Source organism: Halorubrum ejinorense (genome assembly GCF_039522565.1).
GTDB classification, from domain to species: Archaea; Halobacteriota; Halobacteria; order Halobacteriales; family Haloferacaceae; genus Halorubrum; species Halorubrum ejinorense.
Genome location: NZ_BAAADQ010000013.1, coordinates 416164 through 433973, shown reverse-complemented (window position 1 = coordinate 433973; position 17810 = coordinate 416164). Strand labels below are relative to the sequence as shown.

Annotated in this window: 14 protein-coding genes and 3 tRNA genes; 11 read left to right on the top strand and 6 right to left on the bottom strand. The window is 68.8% G+C overall.

Going from position 1 to position 17810, the window contains the following annotated elements; translation table 11 throughout:
* Positions 1-74: 74 nt before the first annotated feature.
* Positions 75-1550 (bottom strand): vWA domain-containing protein, encoded by a 1476-nt coding sequence (locus ABDZ89_RS12835; protein WP_343779694.1) that lies wholly within the window; start codon positions 1548-1550, stop codon positions 75-77.
* Positions 1551-1944: 394 nt separating this feature from the next.
* Between ABDZ89_RS12835 and ABDZ89_RS12830 the strand changes: the two genes are divergently transcribed.
* Positions 1945-2475 (top strand): DUF7344 domain-containing protein, encoded by a 531-nt coding sequence (locus ABDZ89_RS12830; protein ID WP_343779692.1) that lies wholly within the window; start codon positions 1945-1947, stop codon positions 2473-2475.
* A gap of 64 nt (positions 2476-2539) precedes the next feature.
* On the opposite strand, the gene ABDZ89_RS12825 is transcribed toward ABDZ89_RS12830, so the two are convergent.
* Positions 2540-3442 carry a DUF8054 domain-containing protein gene (locus tag ABDZ89_RS12825; protein WP_343779690.1) on the bottom strand — a complete coding sequence of 301 codons (903 nt, stop codon included), beginning with the start codon at positions 3440-3442 and terminating at the stop codon, positions 2540-2542.
* 204 nt (positions 3443-3646) lie between these two features.
* Between ABDZ89_RS12825 and ABDZ89_RS12820 the strand changes: the two genes are divergently transcribed.
* From ABDZ89_RS12820 to azf, 4 genes are all read left to right on the top strand, one after another.
* On the top strand, positions 3647-4195 hold the full coding sequence (locus ABDZ89_RS12820; protein WP_343779689.1) for a DUF7344 domain-containing protein: 549 nt from the start codon (positions 3647-3649) through the stop codon (positions 4193-4195).
* A gap of 58 nt (positions 4196-4253) precedes the next feature.
* The gene (gene mutS, locus ABDZ89_RS12815; protein ID WP_343779687.1) at positions 4254-7025 is read left to right on the top strand and encodes a DNA mismatch repair protein MutS; all 2772 of its coding nucleotides are present in this window, start codon (positions 4254-4256) and stop codon (positions 7023-7025) included.
* A 47-nt stretch (positions 7026-7072) separates the two neighbouring features.
* A complete protein-coding gene (locus tag ABDZ89_RS12810) occupies positions 7073-7423 on the top strand; it encodes a cell division protein SepF (RefSeq protein ID WP_343779685.1) in 351 nt (116 codons plus the stop codon).
* An 88-nt stretch (positions 7424-7511) separates the two neighbouring features.
* The gene (gene azf, locus ABDZ89_RS12805; RefSeq protein ID WP_343779683.1) at positions 7512-8408 is read left to right on the top strand and encodes an NAD-dependent glucose-6-phosphate dehydrogenase Azf; all 897 of its coding nucleotides are present in this window, start codon (positions 7512-7514) and stop codon (positions 8406-8408) included.
* Between the two features lie 120 nt (positions 8409-8528).
* Here azf and ABDZ89_RS12800 read toward each other — a convergent pair whose 3' ends face one another.
* Positions 8529-9215 carry a hypothetical protein gene (locus ABDZ89_RS12800; protein ID WP_371152796.1) on the bottom strand — a complete coding sequence of 229 codons (687 nt, stop codon included), beginning with the start codon at positions 9213-9215 and terminating at the stop codon, positions 8529-8531.
* Between the two features lie 234 nt (positions 9216-9449).
* On the opposite strand from ABDZ89_RS12800, the gene ABDZ89_RS12795 reads away from it, so the two are divergent.
* Complete coding sequence (locus ABDZ89_RS12795; RefSeq protein WP_343779856.1) at positions 9450-11285, top strand: cation:proton antiporter domain-containing protein; 1836 nt, start codon at positions 9450-9452, stop codon at positions 11283-11285.
* A gap of 720 nt (positions 11286-12005) precedes the next feature.
* Here the strand turns inward: ABDZ89_RS12795 and ABDZ89_RS12790 are convergent.
* Positions 12006-12078 (bottom strand) — tRNA-Arg (locus ABDZ89_RS12790).
* 249 nt (positions 12079-12327) lie between these two features.
* On the opposite strand from ABDZ89_RS12790, the gene ABDZ89_RS12785 reads away from it, so the two are divergent.
* The 3 genes from ABDZ89_RS12785 to ABDZ89_RS12775 all read left to right on the top strand — a co-directional run bounded on the left by ABDZ89_RS12785 (position 12328) and on the right by ABDZ89_RS12775 (position 15325).
* Complete coding sequence (locus ABDZ89_RS12785; RefSeq protein WP_343779681.1) at positions 12328-13809, top strand: single-stranded DNA binding protein; 1482 nt, start codon at positions 12328-12330, stop codon at positions 13807-13809.
* A gap of 79 nt (positions 13810-13888) precedes the next feature.
* Positions 13889-14320: a histone family protein gene (locus ABDZ89_RS12780; RefSeq protein WP_343779680.1), complete on the top strand. Its 432-nt coding sequence runs from the start codon at positions 13889-13891 to the stop codon at positions 14318-14320.
* Positions 14321-15325 carry a histone deacetylase family protein gene (locus ABDZ89_RS12775; protein WP_343779679.1) on the top strand — a complete coding sequence of 335 codons (1005 nt, stop codon included), beginning with the start codon at positions 14321-14323 and terminating at the stop codon, positions 15323-15325.
* Between the two features lie 206 nt (positions 15326-15531).
* Here the strand turns inward: ABDZ89_RS12775 and ABDZ89_RS12770 are convergent.
* A tRNA-Asp gene (locus ABDZ89_RS12770) sits at positions 15532-15604 on the bottom strand.
* 29 nt (positions 15605-15633) lie between these two features.
* A tRNA-Asp gene (locus ABDZ89_RS12765) sits at positions 15634-15706 on the bottom strand.
* Positions 15707-16016: 310 nt separating this feature from the next.
* On the opposite strand from ABDZ89_RS12765, the gene ABDZ89_RS12760 reads away from it, so the two are divergent.
* Together ABDZ89_RS12760 and ABDZ89_RS12755 are read left to right on the top strand one after the other, a co-directional pair.
* Entirely contained in the window at positions 16017-16247 is a 231-nt protein-coding gene (locus tag ABDZ89_RS12760) for a DNA-directed RNA polymerase subunit H (RefSeq protein ID WP_343779678.1), read from the top strand.
* A complete protein-coding gene (locus tag ABDZ89_RS12755) occupies positions 16244-17809 on the top strand; it encodes a DNA-directed RNA polymerase subunit B'' (protein ID WP_343779676.1) in 1566 nt (521 codons plus the stop codon). The genes ABDZ89_RS12760 and ABDZ89_RS12755 overlap by 4 nt, the downstream gene beginning before the upstream one ends.
* Position 17810: the final 1 nt, after the last annotated feature.

Here is a 17810-nt window from a genome sequence, read left to right as displayed (position 1 = left end):
TCGGCCGCCCGAAGGCGCCGAACCGGGAACCGGACGTGTCTCGTCGTCCGGAGTGACTGCGTTGCTCCGCGGCGTTACACGCTGGTGCTGTTCGCCTCCGTCCCGTTGAACGTCACCTGCGGGTCGTCGTTGTGCCGCGACTGCTCGGCGTAGAGGCCGATGTCGAACATGACCGAGTCGGTCTGGATCTCGTTGCCGACCTCCGCCGGGAGCGTCCACTCGAAGCCGATGCACTGGGTGGTCGCGCCGGGGTACGGCTGGCGACCCTCCTCTTGGCGGTTACCGTCGAGCGCGACGCCCTCGGCCAGTTCCGCGAAGACCTCCGCCATCGACCCTTCGAGGATCTTCTGTTCGCCCGCGAGGACGATCTGCGCGATCTCGGCGTAGACGGTGTCGAGGTCGGCCGGGTCGGGCGCGATGAACGCGTCGTCGGGACTGGTCGCGATGTTGTTCTCGAGGAAGGACGTCGCGGCGCCCGCGCCGAGTGCGATGGTGAAGATGCGGATGCCCGCGTCCTTCGCCGCTGTCGCGGCGCTCGTCGCGGCGCTGGTGCTGGACGGCTGGCCGTCGGTGAGGACGATCATCACCTTCGATGCGCCGGCCGTCGCGTTCGCGCCGGACAGGAGTTCGGTGGAGCCGGTGGTGATCCCCTGGCCCATGTCCGTTCCGCCGCCCGCGGTGTACTGGTCGATGGCGTCCTTGACCGCTTGGTAGTTCGTCGTGAGTCCCTGGTCGAGGCTCGCGCCGTTCGAGAACGAGATGGCCGCCGCCTCGTCGGGGTTCGAAAGGTTGTCCACGAAGTCCTTCGCGGCGGTCTGTAGGTCACCGATCTCCTGGCTCATCGAGCCGGAGACGTCGCTAACCAGCGCGACCTCCAGCTCCTGCTGCTGGCCCGTCCCCGTGGGCTCGTACACGTTGTCGCAGTCCTCGTCGTACCAGACGCAGACCTCGATGGCGTCGGCGAGCTCGCCGATGCCGTCGGTGTCCTCGCCCTCGTCTTCCATCTCGGGCTCGCTCTGCCCGTTCTCCGCGTTCTCGGTCAGCTCGCCCGAGAGGTAGAGGAACGCGGGGTTGTCACAGATGTGAATGCTGATGGTGACTTCGCCGGAGTCGCCGGGCTTCACGTCGTCGAGCGTGAACACCGGGATCCCGCTGCCGTTGACGAGGTGCTCATCAGCTTCGGGCGAACAGAACGGGAACTCCTCGCCCTGGACGAGGTCCTCCCACTCCTGTAGGGCCGCAGGCGCGGGCGCCTGTCCGATCAGGTACTGCCCGTCGCCGAGGTCCTGCGCTAAGAAATTGTCATTCGGGCCGTATCCCATCGCCCGAATGTCGTCCAGGCGGCCGGGGCCGCCGAGGTACGTCGACTTGTAGTCCAGCTTCAGGTCCAGCTCGCCCGCGGTGAGGGTGTTGCCCTCGAACGACTCGGTGTCGTTGAAGTACGCCGTGGTACCGAGTCCCGCGCCCGCGGACGCGACGCCGACGGCACCGAGGCCGGCGAGCATCTTGCGCCGCGAGAGTCCGATTGTGTCGTTTGTATCCTGGCTCATGGTTTCTCCCCCGACCCGCCCCCCGTCCGCGCTAGGCTGACCGAATCGGTTACTTCCCCCTCCGAGAGATACCGACGTAGTTACGCGCTCCCACGTCACCGTCGAACGGCCGATTCCACGCGATAGAACGTCTCACGCCGCGGGTCAAAGGCTCAGTTCGACCGGCGGTCCGGCGACCCTACTCCGGGCGTTAGGGCCGGTATGAGCCCCGTACCACCGCCTCCGGAGGCGGCACGAAGACCGTACTTGTCGGGCCGAATCCGACAGGGACCGCGTACTTTCGCGGCTCGATCGGCGGGCCATCGGGGTAGCGAGCCCATACATATACTCCCGTCTGACGCAGTGGGGGACAGAACTTGGGCGCCGCCGAGCGCGGCCGCCCGGATCCTATTCCATGAAACTCCGCAACGACGTGCTTCCGGCCGAACAGGTGTACGCGATCCTCGCCAACGAGCGCCGACGGCACGCGATCGAACAGCTCCGCTTGACCGGTGGCACGGTCTCGGTCAACGAGCTCTCCACGCTCGTCGCTCGCCACGAAACGGGCGAGAGCCCGCCGCCGAAGCGCTCTCGCGAGAGCGTCTACACCTCGCTGGTCCAGACGCACCTCCCGAAACTGGAGGCCGCGGGCGTCGTCACCTACGACCGCGGGTCACGGACCATCGAACTCTCACGCCGTGCGCGCGACCTCGGCCTGTACACGGAGGTACTGGCGCCCGGAGGCGCGACGTGGTCGGAAATCTACCGCGCGCTCGCGGTGGCGTCGCTGCTCGTCGTGCTCGCCGCGCTCCTCGACGTTCCGCTTGTCTCGGCCGTCGACCCGGTCCTCTGGACCAGCCTCGCGCTCGGCGCCTTCGCCGCCGCGAGCGCCGTTCAGCTGTGGGTCAACCGCTTCTCGGTGCTGCGACAGCTGCGGCCGCGGTGACTCGGGTCGAAAAAGACGTCTTTTCAGTCGCACTCCGCTCTCCCGTCCGAGCCGCCGGTCCCGCCTATTCGGCGGCAGCCGCGAGCGAATCGGGCAGCCGAAGTTCGAACAGCCGCTCGTCACAGCCCGCACAGCGGCCGGCGACGACGTCGTAGCTGGAACAGCAGGACTCGACGACGCGCTCTTCGAGCCCCACGTCGCCCTCGCAGCTCGGGCACTCCGCGACGAACAGCCGAAGCGCGCCGAGCGTCGCGCTCCGGTCCGCGAGCGGGAGGTCCGGCCAGTCGCTCCGCGTCGCCGTCAGCACGCGGTCGGCCGCCGCGTCCGCCCGGAACGCCGCGCGGGACTCCCAGCTGCCGATCAGCTCGTCGTCGGCGTACGCGAACCCCACGCCCCCGCGCCAGTCGATCGACAGCGCGTCGCGGTCGAGGCCGGTGAGCCCCGCGAGCGCCTCGATGTCGTCTTCCGCGCCCGCGCTCGCGTCGCCGTCGGGCGCGCTGCCGTCGCGGTGTACCGCCGCACGCCACGCCGCGGCGAAGTCGGCCGCGAACGCGAAGTCGTCGCCGGCCGGATCCTCGACGAGGATACCGGCGTCGAGGAGGTACGCCTCCGGGTCGACGTCGCCCGCCGGACGCCCGCCCCGGCCCGTCCCGTCGGGCGCCTTGCCGAACAGCGCGAGGACGCGTTCCGGGAGGTACCGCTTCGTGAGTTCGGGCGTGCCCGGGATCAGGTAGCCCCGGAGCCAGATCGCGGCGAGCGAGACGAGGGAGACCCCCGCGCCGAAGCCCGGGCCGACCAGTCTGCCCGCGGCGAGCGCCGCGCCGGCGGCGACGGCGACGTTGACGGTCGTACAGGGCAGACAGCGGTTCGCGCCGGTGTACTCGGGTCGGCGGAGGCGGTCCAGCGGTCGGCGGCCGGCGCGTTCCGCCGGCAGGTCCGACGCCTTGGTGTCGTGTGACGTAGACATGGCCGGTAGTTCGCGCCGAACGATCGTATGTATGGAGGTCCTACCGCCCGGTAACCGGTCGCGGAGATCTCCCGGTGGACGCTCCCCGGCCCCCGGAGAGCGCGAATTCCGGTATATCACGCCGAACGCATCTCGTTAAAAATTATAGAAAATGATATGTTCATCGGTGTCAATTAACGTATTGATTACTCACATGAGGTCCCCATGACGCTTCAACTCAAGACGCCCTCGCGGGTACCGGACGAGGAGGGGCCGTCTCGCGACGAAGTGTTCACCGCGCTGAGCAACCGACGTCGGCGGAACGTGATCACGTACCTGAAACGGAACGGCGACGACGCCCGCGTCAGGGACATCGCCGAGCAGCTGGCGGCGTGGGAGAACGACCTCGAGATCCCCGAGGTGACGTACAAACAGCGCAAACGCGTCTACACCGCCCTTCACCAGTCGCATCTCCCGAAGCTGGCGTCGAGCGGGTTCATCGACTACGAGTCCGACCGCGGGATCGTCTCGCTCACCGACGAGAGCCGGCAACTGGACGTGTACCTCGAGGTCGTCTCCGAGAACGAGATCCTCTGGAGCGAGTACTACGTCGGGCTCGCGGTCGTCTGCGGACTGCTGGCGGCGGCGGCCTGGGCCGGGACCGTTCCGTTCGACGCGGTCTCCGGGTACGCGTACGCGGCGCTGTTCGCGCTGGTGTTCGGCGTCTCCGGGCTGGTCCATCGAACGGTGACGCGTCGCAACCGGGTCGGATAGCGTCGGCTCGGTCCGACACCCGCAGGGTTTTACGCGCCGGTGGCCGGTGTACGGACATATGGCAACGGGGATCGTCGGGGAGTTCCTCGATCTCAAGGCGGAGACGGACGCGGACGTCCTCGCGATGCAGTGCGGCGACTTCTACGAGTTCTTCGCGGACGACGCCGAGCTGGTCGCCGACGAGCTCGATCTGTCGGTCTCGCAGAAGTCCTCCCACGGCTCGTCGTACCCGATGGCGGGCGTGCCGCTCTCGGAGCTGACGCCGTACGTGAACGCCTTGGTCGAGCGCGGCTACCGGGTCGCGGTCGCCGACCAGTACGAGACCGACGCCGGCGACCACGCCCGCGAAATCGTCCGCGTCGTCACGCCGGGGACCGTCCTCGAAACGAGCGACGACGACGCGCGCTACCTCGCCGCCGTGGTCAGCGAGGAAGGCACAGATTCCGACGCCGACGGCCCCTACGGGGTCGCGTTCGCCGACGTGACCACCGGGCGCTTCCTCGCCACGACCGTCGACGACGGGGGCGACCTGCGCGCCGAACTCTACCGGTTCGACCCGGCGGAGGTGCTCCCCGGCCCCGCCGTCCGCAACGACGACGCCCTCCTCGGAGCGGTCCGCGAGGACCTCTCGGGGCGCGTGACGGCGTTCGACGCGGAGGCGTTCGCGGCCGGCCGCGCCCGTCACGCGGTCCGCGAGCAGTTCGGCCGCGAGACGACCGACAGCGTGGGGCTCGACTCGGCGCTCGCCGTCCGCGCCGCGGGCGCGGTCCTCTCGTACGTCGAGGAGACCGGCGCGGGCGTGTTGGCGTCGATGACCCGCCTCACCGCCTACCGAGACACCGACCGCGTCGCCGTCGACGCGACGACGCAGCGCAACCTCGAGATCACCGAGACGATGCGGGGCGACGCCGACGGCTCGCTGTTCGACACCGTCGACCACACCGTCACGGCCGCCGGCGGCCGGCTGCTCCGCGAGTGGCTCACGCGCCCGCGCCGCGACCGCGAGGCGCTCACGGCCCGCCACGACGCGGTCGAGGCGCTCGCGTCGGCGGCGCTCGCGCGCGATCGGATCCGCGAGATCCTCGGTGACGCGTACGACCTCGAACGGCTCGCGGCGCGGACGACGAGCGGGAGCGCGGGTGCGCGAGAGCTCCTCTCGGTTCAGGACACGCTCGCGCTGCTCCCGGCGCTCGCGGACGCCGTCGAGGGCACGCCGCTCGCCGACTCGCCCGCGGCCGCCGTGCTCGGCGGCGTCGACCGCGAGCGCGCGGCCGACCTCCGCGCCGAACTCGCCGACGCGCTCGCCGAGGACCCGCCGAAGGCGAAGACCGGCGGCGGGCTGCTCAAGCGGGGGTACGACGCGGAGCTCGACGAGCTGATCGAGCGCCACGAGTCCGTGAAGTCGTGGCTCGACGGGCTCGCCGAGCGCGAGAAGCGCGCCCACGGGCTCAGCCACGTCACGGTCGACCGCAACAAGACGGACGGCTACTACATCCAGGTCGGCAAGTCGGTCGCCGACCAGGTGCCCGAGGGCTACCGCGAGATCAAGACGCTGAAGAACTCCAAGCGGTTCGTCACCGACGAACTGACGGAGAAGGAGCGGGAGGTCCTCCGACTGGAGGAGGCCCGCGGCGAACTGGAGTACGAGCTGTTCGAGGAGCTCCGCGAGCGGGTCGCCGAGCGCGCCGAACTGCTCCAGGACGCCGGGCGGGCGGTCGCCGAACTCGACGCGCTCGCCTCGCTCGCGACCCACGCCGCCCGCAACGACTGGACGCGCCCGACCCTCACCGACGAGCGCAGGCTCGACGTGGAGGCCGGGAGACACCCCGTCGTCGAGGGCACGACCGACTTCGTGCCGAACGACCTCCGGCTCGACGAGGACCGCGGCTTCCTGATCGTCACCGGCCCGAACATGAGCGGGAAATCGACGTACATGCGCCAGGCCGCGCTGATCCAGCTGCTCGCGCAGGCCGGCTCGTTCGTCCCCGCGCGCGCCGCCGAGGTCGGGCTCGTCGACGGCATCTACACCCGCGTCGGTGCGCTCGACGAACTTGCGCAGGGCCGGTCGACGTTCATGGTCGAGATGCAGGAGCTGTCGAACATCCTCCACTCAGCGACCGAGGACTCGCTGGTCATCTTAGACGAGGTCGGCCGCGGCACCGCCACCTACGACGGCATCTCCATCGCGTGGGCGGCGACCGAGTACCTCCACAACGAGGTGCGCGCCCGGACCCTCTTCGCGACCCACTACCACGAGCTGACGACGCTTGCGGACCACCTGCCGCGCGTGGCGAACGTTCACGTCGCCGTCGACGAGCGCGACGGCGAGGTGACGTTCCTCCGAACCGTTCGGGACGGCCCGACGAATCGATCGTACGGCGTCCACGTCGCCGACCTCGCGGGCGTCCCCGACCCCGTGGTCTCCCGCGCCGACGAGGTCCTCGACCGGCTCCGCGAGGAGAAGGCGATCGAGGCCCGGGGCGGATCGCGCGGCGGCGGAACCGGCGGCGCGGCGGGCGCGGACGGCGACCGCGGCACTCAGCAGGTCGTGTTCGACCTCTCGTCCGGGTCGTTCGCGGGCGGAGAAGGGAGTCGTTCCGACGGCGAGTCGCCCGCGACCCCGAACCGCGGCGGGACCGCGGCCGAGCCGGAGTCCCGGGCCGCCCCGGCAGATTCGGAGTCGGGCGCCGCCGCCGGCTCGGAGGCCGGGGCGCGACTCGACCCGGAGACGCGGGCGGTGATCGAGGAACTCTCCGGCGTCGACGTCGCCGAGACGACCCCGGTGGAACTGCTCTCCCGCGTTCAGGAGTGGCAGGACCGGCTGGAGTGAGTGCGTCTGACGTAAGAACTAATGTCTGACCTCGTCGTGTGGTGTGTATGGGCATCATGAGCAAGATCCTCGGCGGGGGCGGGAGCCGCTCCGTCGACGACTACGTCGAGCTCGACACGGACGACTTCGCCGACGCGCACGCGGAGACGGGCGTTCAGGTACACTTCGCCGAGATCGGCGACCAGAGCGACATCATCCCGATCAAAGACGCCGTCTACGACGGCGACTTCGTCATCGCCGACATCACCCGGCACTCCACGTCGGACCGAACGATAGAACACGTCTACGACGAGCTCCGCCAGGTCGTCCAGGAGGTCGACGGCGACATCGTCCAGAAGGGCGACGACCAGATCATCGTCACGCCCACCGGCGTGAAGGTCTCGCGTCAGAAGCTGTAACCCTCGCCGCCCCCGATTTTGGGGCGGATCGGGGCGTACCCGGCCGAACCGTGTCATATATGCCGTTCTCTCGCCCACGTACAGTCGAATGGACGAGCCGGTCCTGTTGACGGGCGCCGGCGGACGGGTGGGACAGGCCATCCTCCGCGGCATCGGCGACGACTACGAGTGGCGGCTCCTCGACCGGGAACCCCTCCCGGCCGCGAAGGTGCCCGCCGGGGTCACCGACGCCGACCGGTACGTCGCCGACATCACCGACGAGCGCGCCGTCCGCGAGGCGGTCGCCGACGTCGGCGCGGTGATCCACCTCGCCGGCGACCCCCGGAAGACGGCGCCGTGGGACTCCGTCCTCCGGAACAACATCGACGGGGCGCAGGTCGTGATGCGCGCCGCCGCCGAGGCCGGCGTCGAGCGGTTCGCGTTCGCCTCCTCGAACCACGCCGTCGGCGGCTACGAGACGGAGGACCGCACTCCCGACCTGTACCGCCCGGACGACGACTACCGGCTCGACGGCACCGAGCTCCCGCGGCCGGGAAACCTCTACGGCGTCTCGAAGGCGGCCGGCGAGTCCCTCGGGCGCTTCTACCACGACGAGTTCGGGATGAGCGTCGTCTGCGTCCGCATCGGCAACCTCACTCGCGATCACCCGCCCCGCGAGTACGAGCGCGGCCAGGCGATGTGGCTATCCCACCGCGACTGCGCGCACCTGTTCGACCGCTGCCTCCGGGCCGACTACGACTACGAGGTCGTCTACGGCATCTCGAACAACGACCGACGGTACTACTCGCTCGAACGGGCGCGCGAGGCGCTCGGCTACGACCCCGCCGACAACTCCGCGGACTACACCTTCGAGGGGAAACCCAAGGACGACGGCGACTCCGATACCGACGGGGAGTACGTCGACGACCCCGACGTGACGACGGACGACACGCCCGCCGAACCGAACTTTCCCACCGACCCCGACGCGCCGAGCGACGGCGCCTGATCGGCTCGACGCCCGTCCGAATCGACGCCTGTCCGAATCGACGCCCGTCCGAATCGACGCCCGTCCGCATCGACACCAGTCCGGCTCGACGCCTGCCGGCCCGATGTCCGATCCGCTCGGCTAGAACAGGTCGTCGACGTCGCGCCGCTTCCGCTCCTCGATCGCGACGTGATCGCCGAGCCGCGCGGCCACCTGCGGCCGGGTCTCGGGCGTGCGAAGGTACGCGAACAGGAGTTCGGCGAACCGACTCCGACCGGTCCCTCGCTCCGCCGCCGCGAACTCCGCCGCGGCCGCGAGCGTCGCCGCGTCACCGGGCTCGCCCGCCCTCGCCAGCGCCGGCGCCGCGACCCCCGCCGCGTCGAGCGACAGCCCGTCGAAACGCGGGGGTTCGCCGTCGACGTCGATCCGGGGCTTCTGTCCTTCGGCCGCGTTCTCGGGAGCCGTGGCTAGGCGATCCACCCACTCTCGGACGGGCGCCAGCCGCACTCCGTGCGAGTCGGAAACGCCCTCCAGCGAGGCGACGGCGGTCTTCGCGTACTCGGCCGCCTCGTCGGCGTCGCCGTCCGCACCGTCGGCCGCACGGTACGTCGCCGCCGCGGTCGCGGCCAGTCCACGGAGCAGTCGCTCCGCGTCGGTCCCGTCGAGCGACTGGCCCGCCGTCTCCCAGACGTCGCGCGCCGCGAGCGGGTGCCCCTCGTTGAACAGCGCGGCACCGGCGGCGAGCGCGGCCGGATCGGGCGCGTGCGCGCCCCCCTCGGAGTCACCGTCGCTTCGGTCGTCGCGATCACTGCGGTCGCGATCGGTCACGCCTCTCGGTCGGTGACGGCGACTGATAAGTGACGAGTTCGACGGGCGCGACCGCGGATAGAACGCGGCCACGAGCCGAACGCGACCACGGATAGAACGCGGCCACGAACGGAGACTGGCCGTGCCTCTGCCCGCCGAGTCGCGGAGCTGTCCCCCTCGCTTTGCCTTTTCTACCCGTACACTAAGAGGGTAGAGTGCGTATCGGTAGCAGACGTGTCCAGTAGCCTCCTCCCGGTGATCGCGGCGATACTCGTGTCTGGGCTCGCCGTCCAGCTGCTCGCTCACCGGCTCCAGGTCCCGAGCGTCATCTTCTATCTCGCGATCGGCGTGCTGTTGGGCCCGGAGCTGTTGGGGATCGTGACGCTGGAGACGTTCGGGGAGGGGCTGGAGATCATCGTCGGACTCAGCGTCGCGATCATCGTCTTCGAGGGGGCGTTCGCGCTCCGGATCGATCGGATCCGACGCGCGTCCACGGTGTCCCTTCGGCTGGTGACCGTCAGCGCCCTCGTGATGTTCGTCGGGACCGCGGCGGCGGTCCGCGCGTTCACCGACGGCACGTGGGAGATCGCGCTCCTGATCGGGGCGCTGTTGGTGGCGACCGGTCCGACCGTGATCACCCCGATCCTCAACGTGGTCCGGGTGCGAGACCACGTCGCGACCGCCTTAGAGACGGAGGGGATCGTCAACGACGTGACCGCGGCGATCGTCGCAGTCGTCATCTTCGAGACGCTGCTGCTCGACGACCTCGGCGTGCCCGCGACGGTGGCCTCGTTCCTCCAGCGGTTCGGCGTCGGAGTCGCCGCCGGACTGCTCGCCACCATCATCATCTACTACCTGTTGGACAGCGACTTCGTCCCCGAACGCGACGTACAGGCGTCGCAGTTCCTCGTGCTGGCGGCCGCGATCGGCTCGTTCGCGGGCGCCGAGGCGGTCGCCGCCGAGGCGGGCATCGCGGCGGCGGCGACGAGCGGCATCCTCCTCGGGAACCTCGATCTGGACAACCGCGAGGAGATCGAGCGCTTCGCGCAGAACACGACCACGATCGTCTTGTCGTTCGTGTTCATCTCGCTCGCCGCGCTGATCGACGTCGAGGCGATCGCCGGCCTCGGGGTCGGCGTGGTCGCGATCGTCGCCGTCATCATGCTCGTCCTCCGGCCGCTCGGGGCGTTCCTCGCCACCGTCGGCGTCGAGCGGTTCACGCGTCCGGAGCGGCTGTTCATCGCGAGCGTCGGGCCCCGTGGGATAATCCCGGCGAGCGTGGCGACGCTGTTCGCCATCGAGCTGGAACTCGCTGGTAGCATCGCGGCCGGCGAACTGCTCGTCGGGACGGTGTTCGCGGTCATCTTCGCGACGGTCATCGTCGAGGCGGGGCTCGCGCGACAGATCGGAGCGTTCCTCGGAGTGTCACCAATGCGCACAATAATCATCGGCGGGGGCCGCGTCGGTCAGGCGCTCGCCACGCGACTGGAGAACAGGGGCGAGTACGTCGTCATCCTCGAGGCGGATCCGGACGTCGTCGAGCGGGCGCGGGCGGACGGGTTCACCGTCTACGAGGGCGACGGCAGCGACACGGAGTCGCTTCGGGAGGTGGACATCGAAGACGCCAAGCGGTTCATCACCACGACGGCCGACGACGACATCAACCTCCTCGCGTGTCAGCTCGCGATCACCAAGTTCGACGTCGAGTCGGTGTACTCGCGGGTGACGGACCCGGCCAACATCGACGCCTTCGACAGCATCGGCGTCACCGCCATCGACGCGTCGACGGCGACCGCGGTCGCCATCGACGACGAGATCGAACGCCCGGCGCTCACCCACTGGATGAACGAACTCGGCGACAACCACGACGTCCAAGAGGTCGAGGTGACGTCGTCGGAACTCGCGGGGCGGACCATCCGCGAACTCAACGCGGAGATCCCCGACGGCTGCTTCGTCGCCGTCTTGAGCCGCGACGGCGAGAACCACGTCCCGTCCGCGGACAGCGTCCTCGAAACCGGCGATCACGTGACGTTTATCGGCACCAGCGACGCGGTCCGCCGCGCGATGGACCGGTTCCACCCGCACGATTAAGACGTGAACTATGTCGACCGGACCGTCTGCGGAGGGTAGATCGTGGCCGATGGACCGCAATTGGACCGTTCGGAAATCACCGACGATGGCGCGGCGAACACCGCCAAAGCCCCAGCCGCGAGGGCTCGGTGCGCTCGCTGCGGTCCTCAGTCGGTCGCTGACGCTCCCTCCTTGCGGTCCTTGCTTCGCGCGCCTTCGCCCTCGCGACTGCCCCTCCGAGTCCCCCCGACCGCACAGCACCGCAGCCTCACACCTCCCCATCCTCGTCAGTCGCCCTCCGCGTTGCTCCGGGCGACTGACTCCCTCGCACGCGCTCCTCGCGGCCGCCGGTGGCGGCCGCTCGCAGGCGCGCGCCACCGCAGAACAAAGTACCATTGAACGTGTTGCGTAGGACCTACACACCGGTCGCAACCGACGCGAGACTGTAATCAAAAAAGTCCTGACGGAGTCCGACGCGAGCGGTGCGAGGGCGACCGAAGGGAGCCCTCGACAGTGAGCGGCGAAGCCGCGAACGAGCGAGCGCAGGGCACGTCAGGACCGAACGCAGCGGCCGTCGAACGAAGTGAGACAGCCGCAAAGTGAGCGTCCTGACGGAGATTTGAACTCGGAACGACGGTCGGCCTCGCTGCGCTCGGCCGCTGCGACGTTCCTGCTCAAATCTCCGCGTCGTTTCTTTCAGCACGGCTGCTCGCTACGCTCACAGCATTGTGCTGAAAGAAACGTCCTGACGGAGATTTGAACTCCGGTCCCTGGCTCCGCAAGCCAAGAGGATAGTCCACTACCCTACCAGGACTCATCTCCACGTACCGCGGTAGAACATAAGACGGTTACGGTCCGGCGGCCGCGTGCCTGCGGTCCGCACGCACCCGCCGGCGCAGGATGAACACCTTTTGTATCGACGGGACCCATGAACGCCTATGAGACGCCTTCGAGCCGCGACCGCGCCCCCGGTCGGTCGCTCCGCGGACCGTTCGGATCCCGGCGCGACCTCCGGGCAACGGCAACGCTTATGCGCGAATTCGTCGACAACGGGGGTACGCGTATGGGAGCTATAGAGGAGGTGTACGAGGATCTCGACACCGACGTCGAGTTCGAGGAGTTCGAGGCCGCGGTCGAGGACAAAGTCGAGCAGATGGGTGGGCTCGCGGACGAGGAGACCGCCGCGATGCTCATCGCACACGAACTGCGCGACGAGCAGGCCGACACCATCGCCGACATCGAGCCCGGGATGAACGAGGTGAAGTTCCTCGGCAAGGTGACTGCCATCGGCGAGATCAAGACCTTCGAGCGCGACGACGAAGAGGCCGACGAGGGGCGCGTGTGTAACGTCGACGTCGCGGACGCGTCCGGCTCGGTGCGGGTCGCGCTGTGGGACGAGATGGCGACGGCCGCCGAAGAGCAGCTGGAAGTCGGACAGGTGCTCAGGATCATGGGTCGCCCCAAAGAGGGGTACAGCGGCCTCGAAGTGAGCGCCGACAAGGTCGAGCCCGACGAGGACGCCGAGGTCGACGTCCAGGTGCTCGACACCTACCGCGTCGAGGACCTCACGCTCGGCGCGTCCGACGTCGACCTCGTCGGACAGGTGCTCGACACCGACTCGATCCGGACGTTCGACCGCGACGACGGCAGCGAGGGGCGAGTCGCCAACCTCACCCTCGGCGACGAGACGGGTCGCGTCCGCGTCACCCTCTGGGACGCCAAGGCGGACCTCGCCGAGGAGTTCGCGGCCGGCGAGGTCGTCGAGGTCGGCGACGGCTACGTCCGCGAGCGCGACGGCGACTTGGAACTTCACGTCGGCGACCGCGGGACGGTCGAACGCGTCGACGAGGACGTCGAGTACGTCCCGGAGACCACCGACATCGCCGACCTCGAGATCGACCAGACCGTCGACATCGGCGGCGGCGTCATCGAGACCGACCCGAAGCGGACGTTCGACCGCGACGACGGCAGCGAAGGGCAGGTCCGGAACGTCCGGATCAAAGACGAGACCGGCGAGATCCGCGTCGCGCTGTGGGGCGACAAGGCCGACCGCGAGATCGATCTGGCCGACCGCGTCGTCTTCACTGACGTGGAGATTCAGGACGGCTGGCAGGACGACTTAGAGGCGTCCGCGAACTGGCGGTCGACCGTGTCCGTCCTCGACGAGGGAAGCGACGCGTCGGTCGGCGCCGCGAGCGGGGCGGCGGGTTCAGGCGACGACGCCGGAAGCGAGGAGCGAGACGCGAACGACACCGGGCTCGGCGCCTTCGCCGAGGACGGAAAGAAGGCGGCCGCGGAAGCGGTCGCCGGCGAGGCCGGCGGCGACGAGAGCGACGGCGGCGGTGCCGCGGCCGCGACGGCGGAGCAGTCGACCGAGGCCGTCGAGTTCACCGGCACCGTGGTCCAGACGGGCGACCCGGTCGTACTCGACGACGGCCAGCAGACGAGGACGGTCGACACCGACGCGAGCCTCCGGCTCGGCGAGGAGATAACCGTTCGCGGCCCGGAGCGCGACGGGACCATCGACGCCGACGACGTCTTCTGACCGATCTCCTCTCCGGCCGGTTCCGGCGGCGATGCGGGTAACGGAAAGCGTTATACGATACACGGACGCGTCTGTGTGTATGAGTGTCGAGTTGCCGTTCGCGCCGGTGGACGGGATCATCCGGCGGAACGCGGGGGAACTCCGCGTCAGCGCGGACGCCGCGGAGGAGTTGGCTCGCCGGATCCAATCGCACGGCGCGGAACTGGCCGTCGCCGCCGCGGAGCGAGCGACCGACGACGGCCGGAAGACGCTGATGGCGGCCGACTTCGGCGTCGAGCAGGTCGTGGCCCGCGGGGACCTCACGCTACCGGTCGCGCCAATCGACCGGATCGCTCGGCTTCGGATCGACGACAGCTACCGCGTCGGTGTCGACGCGCGGATCGCGCTCGCCGACATCCTGGAGGATTACGCCAACAACGTCGCGAGCGCGGCCGCGACGCTTGCCCGCCACGCAGACCGACGCACAGTACAGGCCGAGGACATCGAAACGTACTTCGCGCTCTTCGAGTAGATGCGGTTCGGCTACAGCGAGCGGTGTCTCGACCACGACACCGGCGAACGACACCCGGAAAACCCGGACCGGCTCCGCGCCATCCGTCGCGGTCTCACGAAGCGACACGGCGTCGAGTACGTCGAGGCGGACGCCGCCGAGAAGTCGGCGGTCACGGCGGTCCACGACCCCGACTACGTCGACGAACTGGAGTCGTTCGTGGCGGACGGCGGCGGCAGTTGGGACCCCGACACCGTCGCCAGCGACGGCACGTGGGACGCGGCGCTCACCTCGGCGGGGCTCGCCCAGTGGGCGGCCCGCGAGGCCATCGAGGGCTCGACCGGGCGGCAGACGCCGTTCGCGATCGGCCGCCCGCCGGGCCATCACGCGGTCACCGACAACGCGATGGGGTTCTGCTTTTTCAACAACGCGGCGGTCGCGGCCCAGACGGCCCTCGACGGGGACCTCGCGGACCGCGTCGCGATCTTCGACTGGGACGTCCACCACGGGAACGGCACGCAGGACATCTTCTACGAGCGCGGCGACGTGCTGTACGCGTCGATACACGAGGACGGCCTCTACCCCGACACGGGCGAACTCGACGAGACCGGCGACGGGGACGGGACGGGAACGACCGTGAACCTCCCGCTGGCCGCCGGCGCCGGCGACGCCGACTACCTGTACGCCGTCGACGAGGCGGTCGCCCCGGCGATCGAGCGGTTCGACCCCGATCTGCTGCTCGTCTCTGCGGGGTTCGACGCGCACCGCCACGACCCCATCTCGCGGATGCGCGTCTCCTCGGAGGGGTACGCGCTGTTGACCGACCGCATCCGGACGCTCGCGGACGAGGCCGGCGCCGCCGACGCGTACGTTCTCGAAGGCGGCTACGGCCTCGACACGCTCGCCGAGGGCGTTTCCATGGTTCACGAGACGTACGACGGCCGCACCCCCGTCGCGACCGACGAGGAACCGGACCAGAAGACCGAGACGATCGTCGACGACCTGCGGGCGGAGCTCGACTTGTAAGTCGGGCGAACGCACTGTTCGACTCGTTCACCGCCATCACGTCGCTGTCGCTCCTCGCTCGCAGTCGGCGTCGACAGAAACGCCCGGAGCGGGATTTGAACCCCAGTCGTTCCGCTCGCTTCGCTCGCTCCACTCCCTGATTCAAATCCCCGTGCGAACGCTTTCGACGAACGGCTCGCTTCGCTCGTCGTGTTGTCCGTCGAAAACGCCCGGAGCGGGATTTGAACCCGCGTCACGACCGTGACAGGGTCGTATGATGGGCCACTACACCATCCGGGCAAACAGCGACTAACCCCGAAGCGTGGGGACGCCCGGAGCGGGATTTGAACCCGCGTCACGACCGTGACAGGGTCGTATGATGGGCCACTACACCATCCGGGCTTGTCGCGTCAGTTCGTACCCCTGTCTGGCAAATAAGGCTTGTCATCCCCGACGACGGTGCGGGTCGGTGACAGGGAAATCTGTCACTCGGTGCGCTGACGACGCGGGCGTTCGAAGCGGTCGCGTGCGCTCGATTTTCGCCGGCTCTCTCCTCCCGTCCGGTATCCTTTTGTGTGAACCCCGCATGCGTGGGAGTGTCGAACGCCCCGGCCCGTGAGCCGCGCACGGCGGCGCTTGGCAAGTCTTATGACGCTGGCGTATATACGTCTCTGTAGTATCTCGTGATAGCTTCTCCCCACCACCAGCACCCATGGTAGACGTAAGCCAACACGAACTCGTCCCGGACCACGTGCTCCTCGACGACCCCGAGGACGTCGAGGAGGTCCTGGCGGAGTACGACGTGAAGAAGACGGACTTACCGAAGATCAAGCGCACAGATCCCGCGATCCCCGACGACGCCGAGGTCGGTGACGTGGTGAAAATCGTCCGAAACTCCCGCACGACCGACGAAGCGGTCGTGTACCGACTAGTCGTCTCATGAACAGGCAAGACCGACGCGTGGTTTCACGCGAATATTTCTCAGACGAACGGCTCGCCGAGCACCACTTCCGCTCGTTCAATAACTTCCTGGACCGCGGCATGCAGGAGGTCGTCGACGAGAAGGAGACGATCGAGACCGACATCGGCGACAAGGAGGGCCAAGAGCCCGTCTATGTCGAACTCGGCGACGTTCGGATGGTCACGCCGCGCGTCCGCGAGGCCGACGGCTCCGAGGAACTGCTCTACCCCCAGGAGGCGCGGCTTCGTAACATCACTTACTCGGCGCCCGTGTTCATGGAGATGTCCATCGTTCGCGGCGGCGAGGACGAGCCCGAGCAGGTCGTCGACACGACCGAGACGAAGGTCGGCCGGATGCCGATCATGGTCGGCTCGGACAAGTGTAACATGGCCGGCTTCTCCGACGACGAGCTCATCGACATCGGCGAGGACCCCGTCGACCCCGGCGGCTACTTCATCGTCAACGGCTCCGAGCGCGTGCTGATGACCTCGGAGGACCTCGCACCGAACAAGATCCTCGCGGAGTACGACTCGAAGTACGGCGACGAGATCCAGGTCGCGAAGACGTTCTCGCAGCGGCGCGGGTACCGCGCGCTCGTGCTCTGCGAGCGCAACCGCGAAGGACTGCTCGAGGTCTCGTTCCCCTCGGTCTCCGGTTCTATCGACTTCGTGACGCTCGTTCGGGCGCTCGGACTCGAATCCGACGAAGAGATCGTCCACCGCGTCTCGGACGACCCCGAGATCGTGAAGTTCATGCTGGAGAACCTAGAGGAGGCCGACGTTCAGACGACCGAGGGCGCCATCGAGACCCTCGGCGAGCGCGTCGCCTCCGGCCAGGGCAAGAACTACCAGCTCAAGCGGGCGAACTACGTCATCGACCGCTACCTCCTCCCGCACCTCCACGAGGAGGGCGTCGACGAGGAGGACGTGCGGATCAACAAGGCGTACTACCTCTGTCGGATGGCCGAGGCGTGCTTCGAGCTCGCCTTGGACCGCCGGGAGGCCGACGACAAGGACCACTACGCGAACAAGCGCCTGAAGGTCTCCGGCGACCTCATGCGCGACCTGTTCCGCACCGCGCTGAACAAGCTGGCGCGCGACGTGAAGTACCAGCTCGAACGCGCCAACATGCGGAACCGGCAGCTCACGGTCAACACGGTCGTCCGCTCGGACGTGCTGACCGAGCGGCTCGAACACCCGATCGCGACGGGGAACTGGGTCGGCGGCCGCTCGGGCGTCTCACAGCTCGTCGACCGGACGGACTACATGGGCGTGCTCTCGCACCTCCGGCGCCTGCGCTCGCCGCTGTCGCGGTCGCAGCCGCACTTCGAGGCGCGGGACCTCCACGCGACCCAGTGGGGTCGCATCTGTCCCTCCGAGACGCCGGAGGGGCCGAACTGCGGGCTGGTGAAGAACTTCGCGCAGGCGATGGAGCTGTCACAGACGGTCGAGGACGAACAGGGGCTGAAACGAGAACTGGCGTCGATGGGTGTCGAGGGGATCCCCGGCATCGAGGGCGTCGAACGACAGACGGCGGACGACTAAC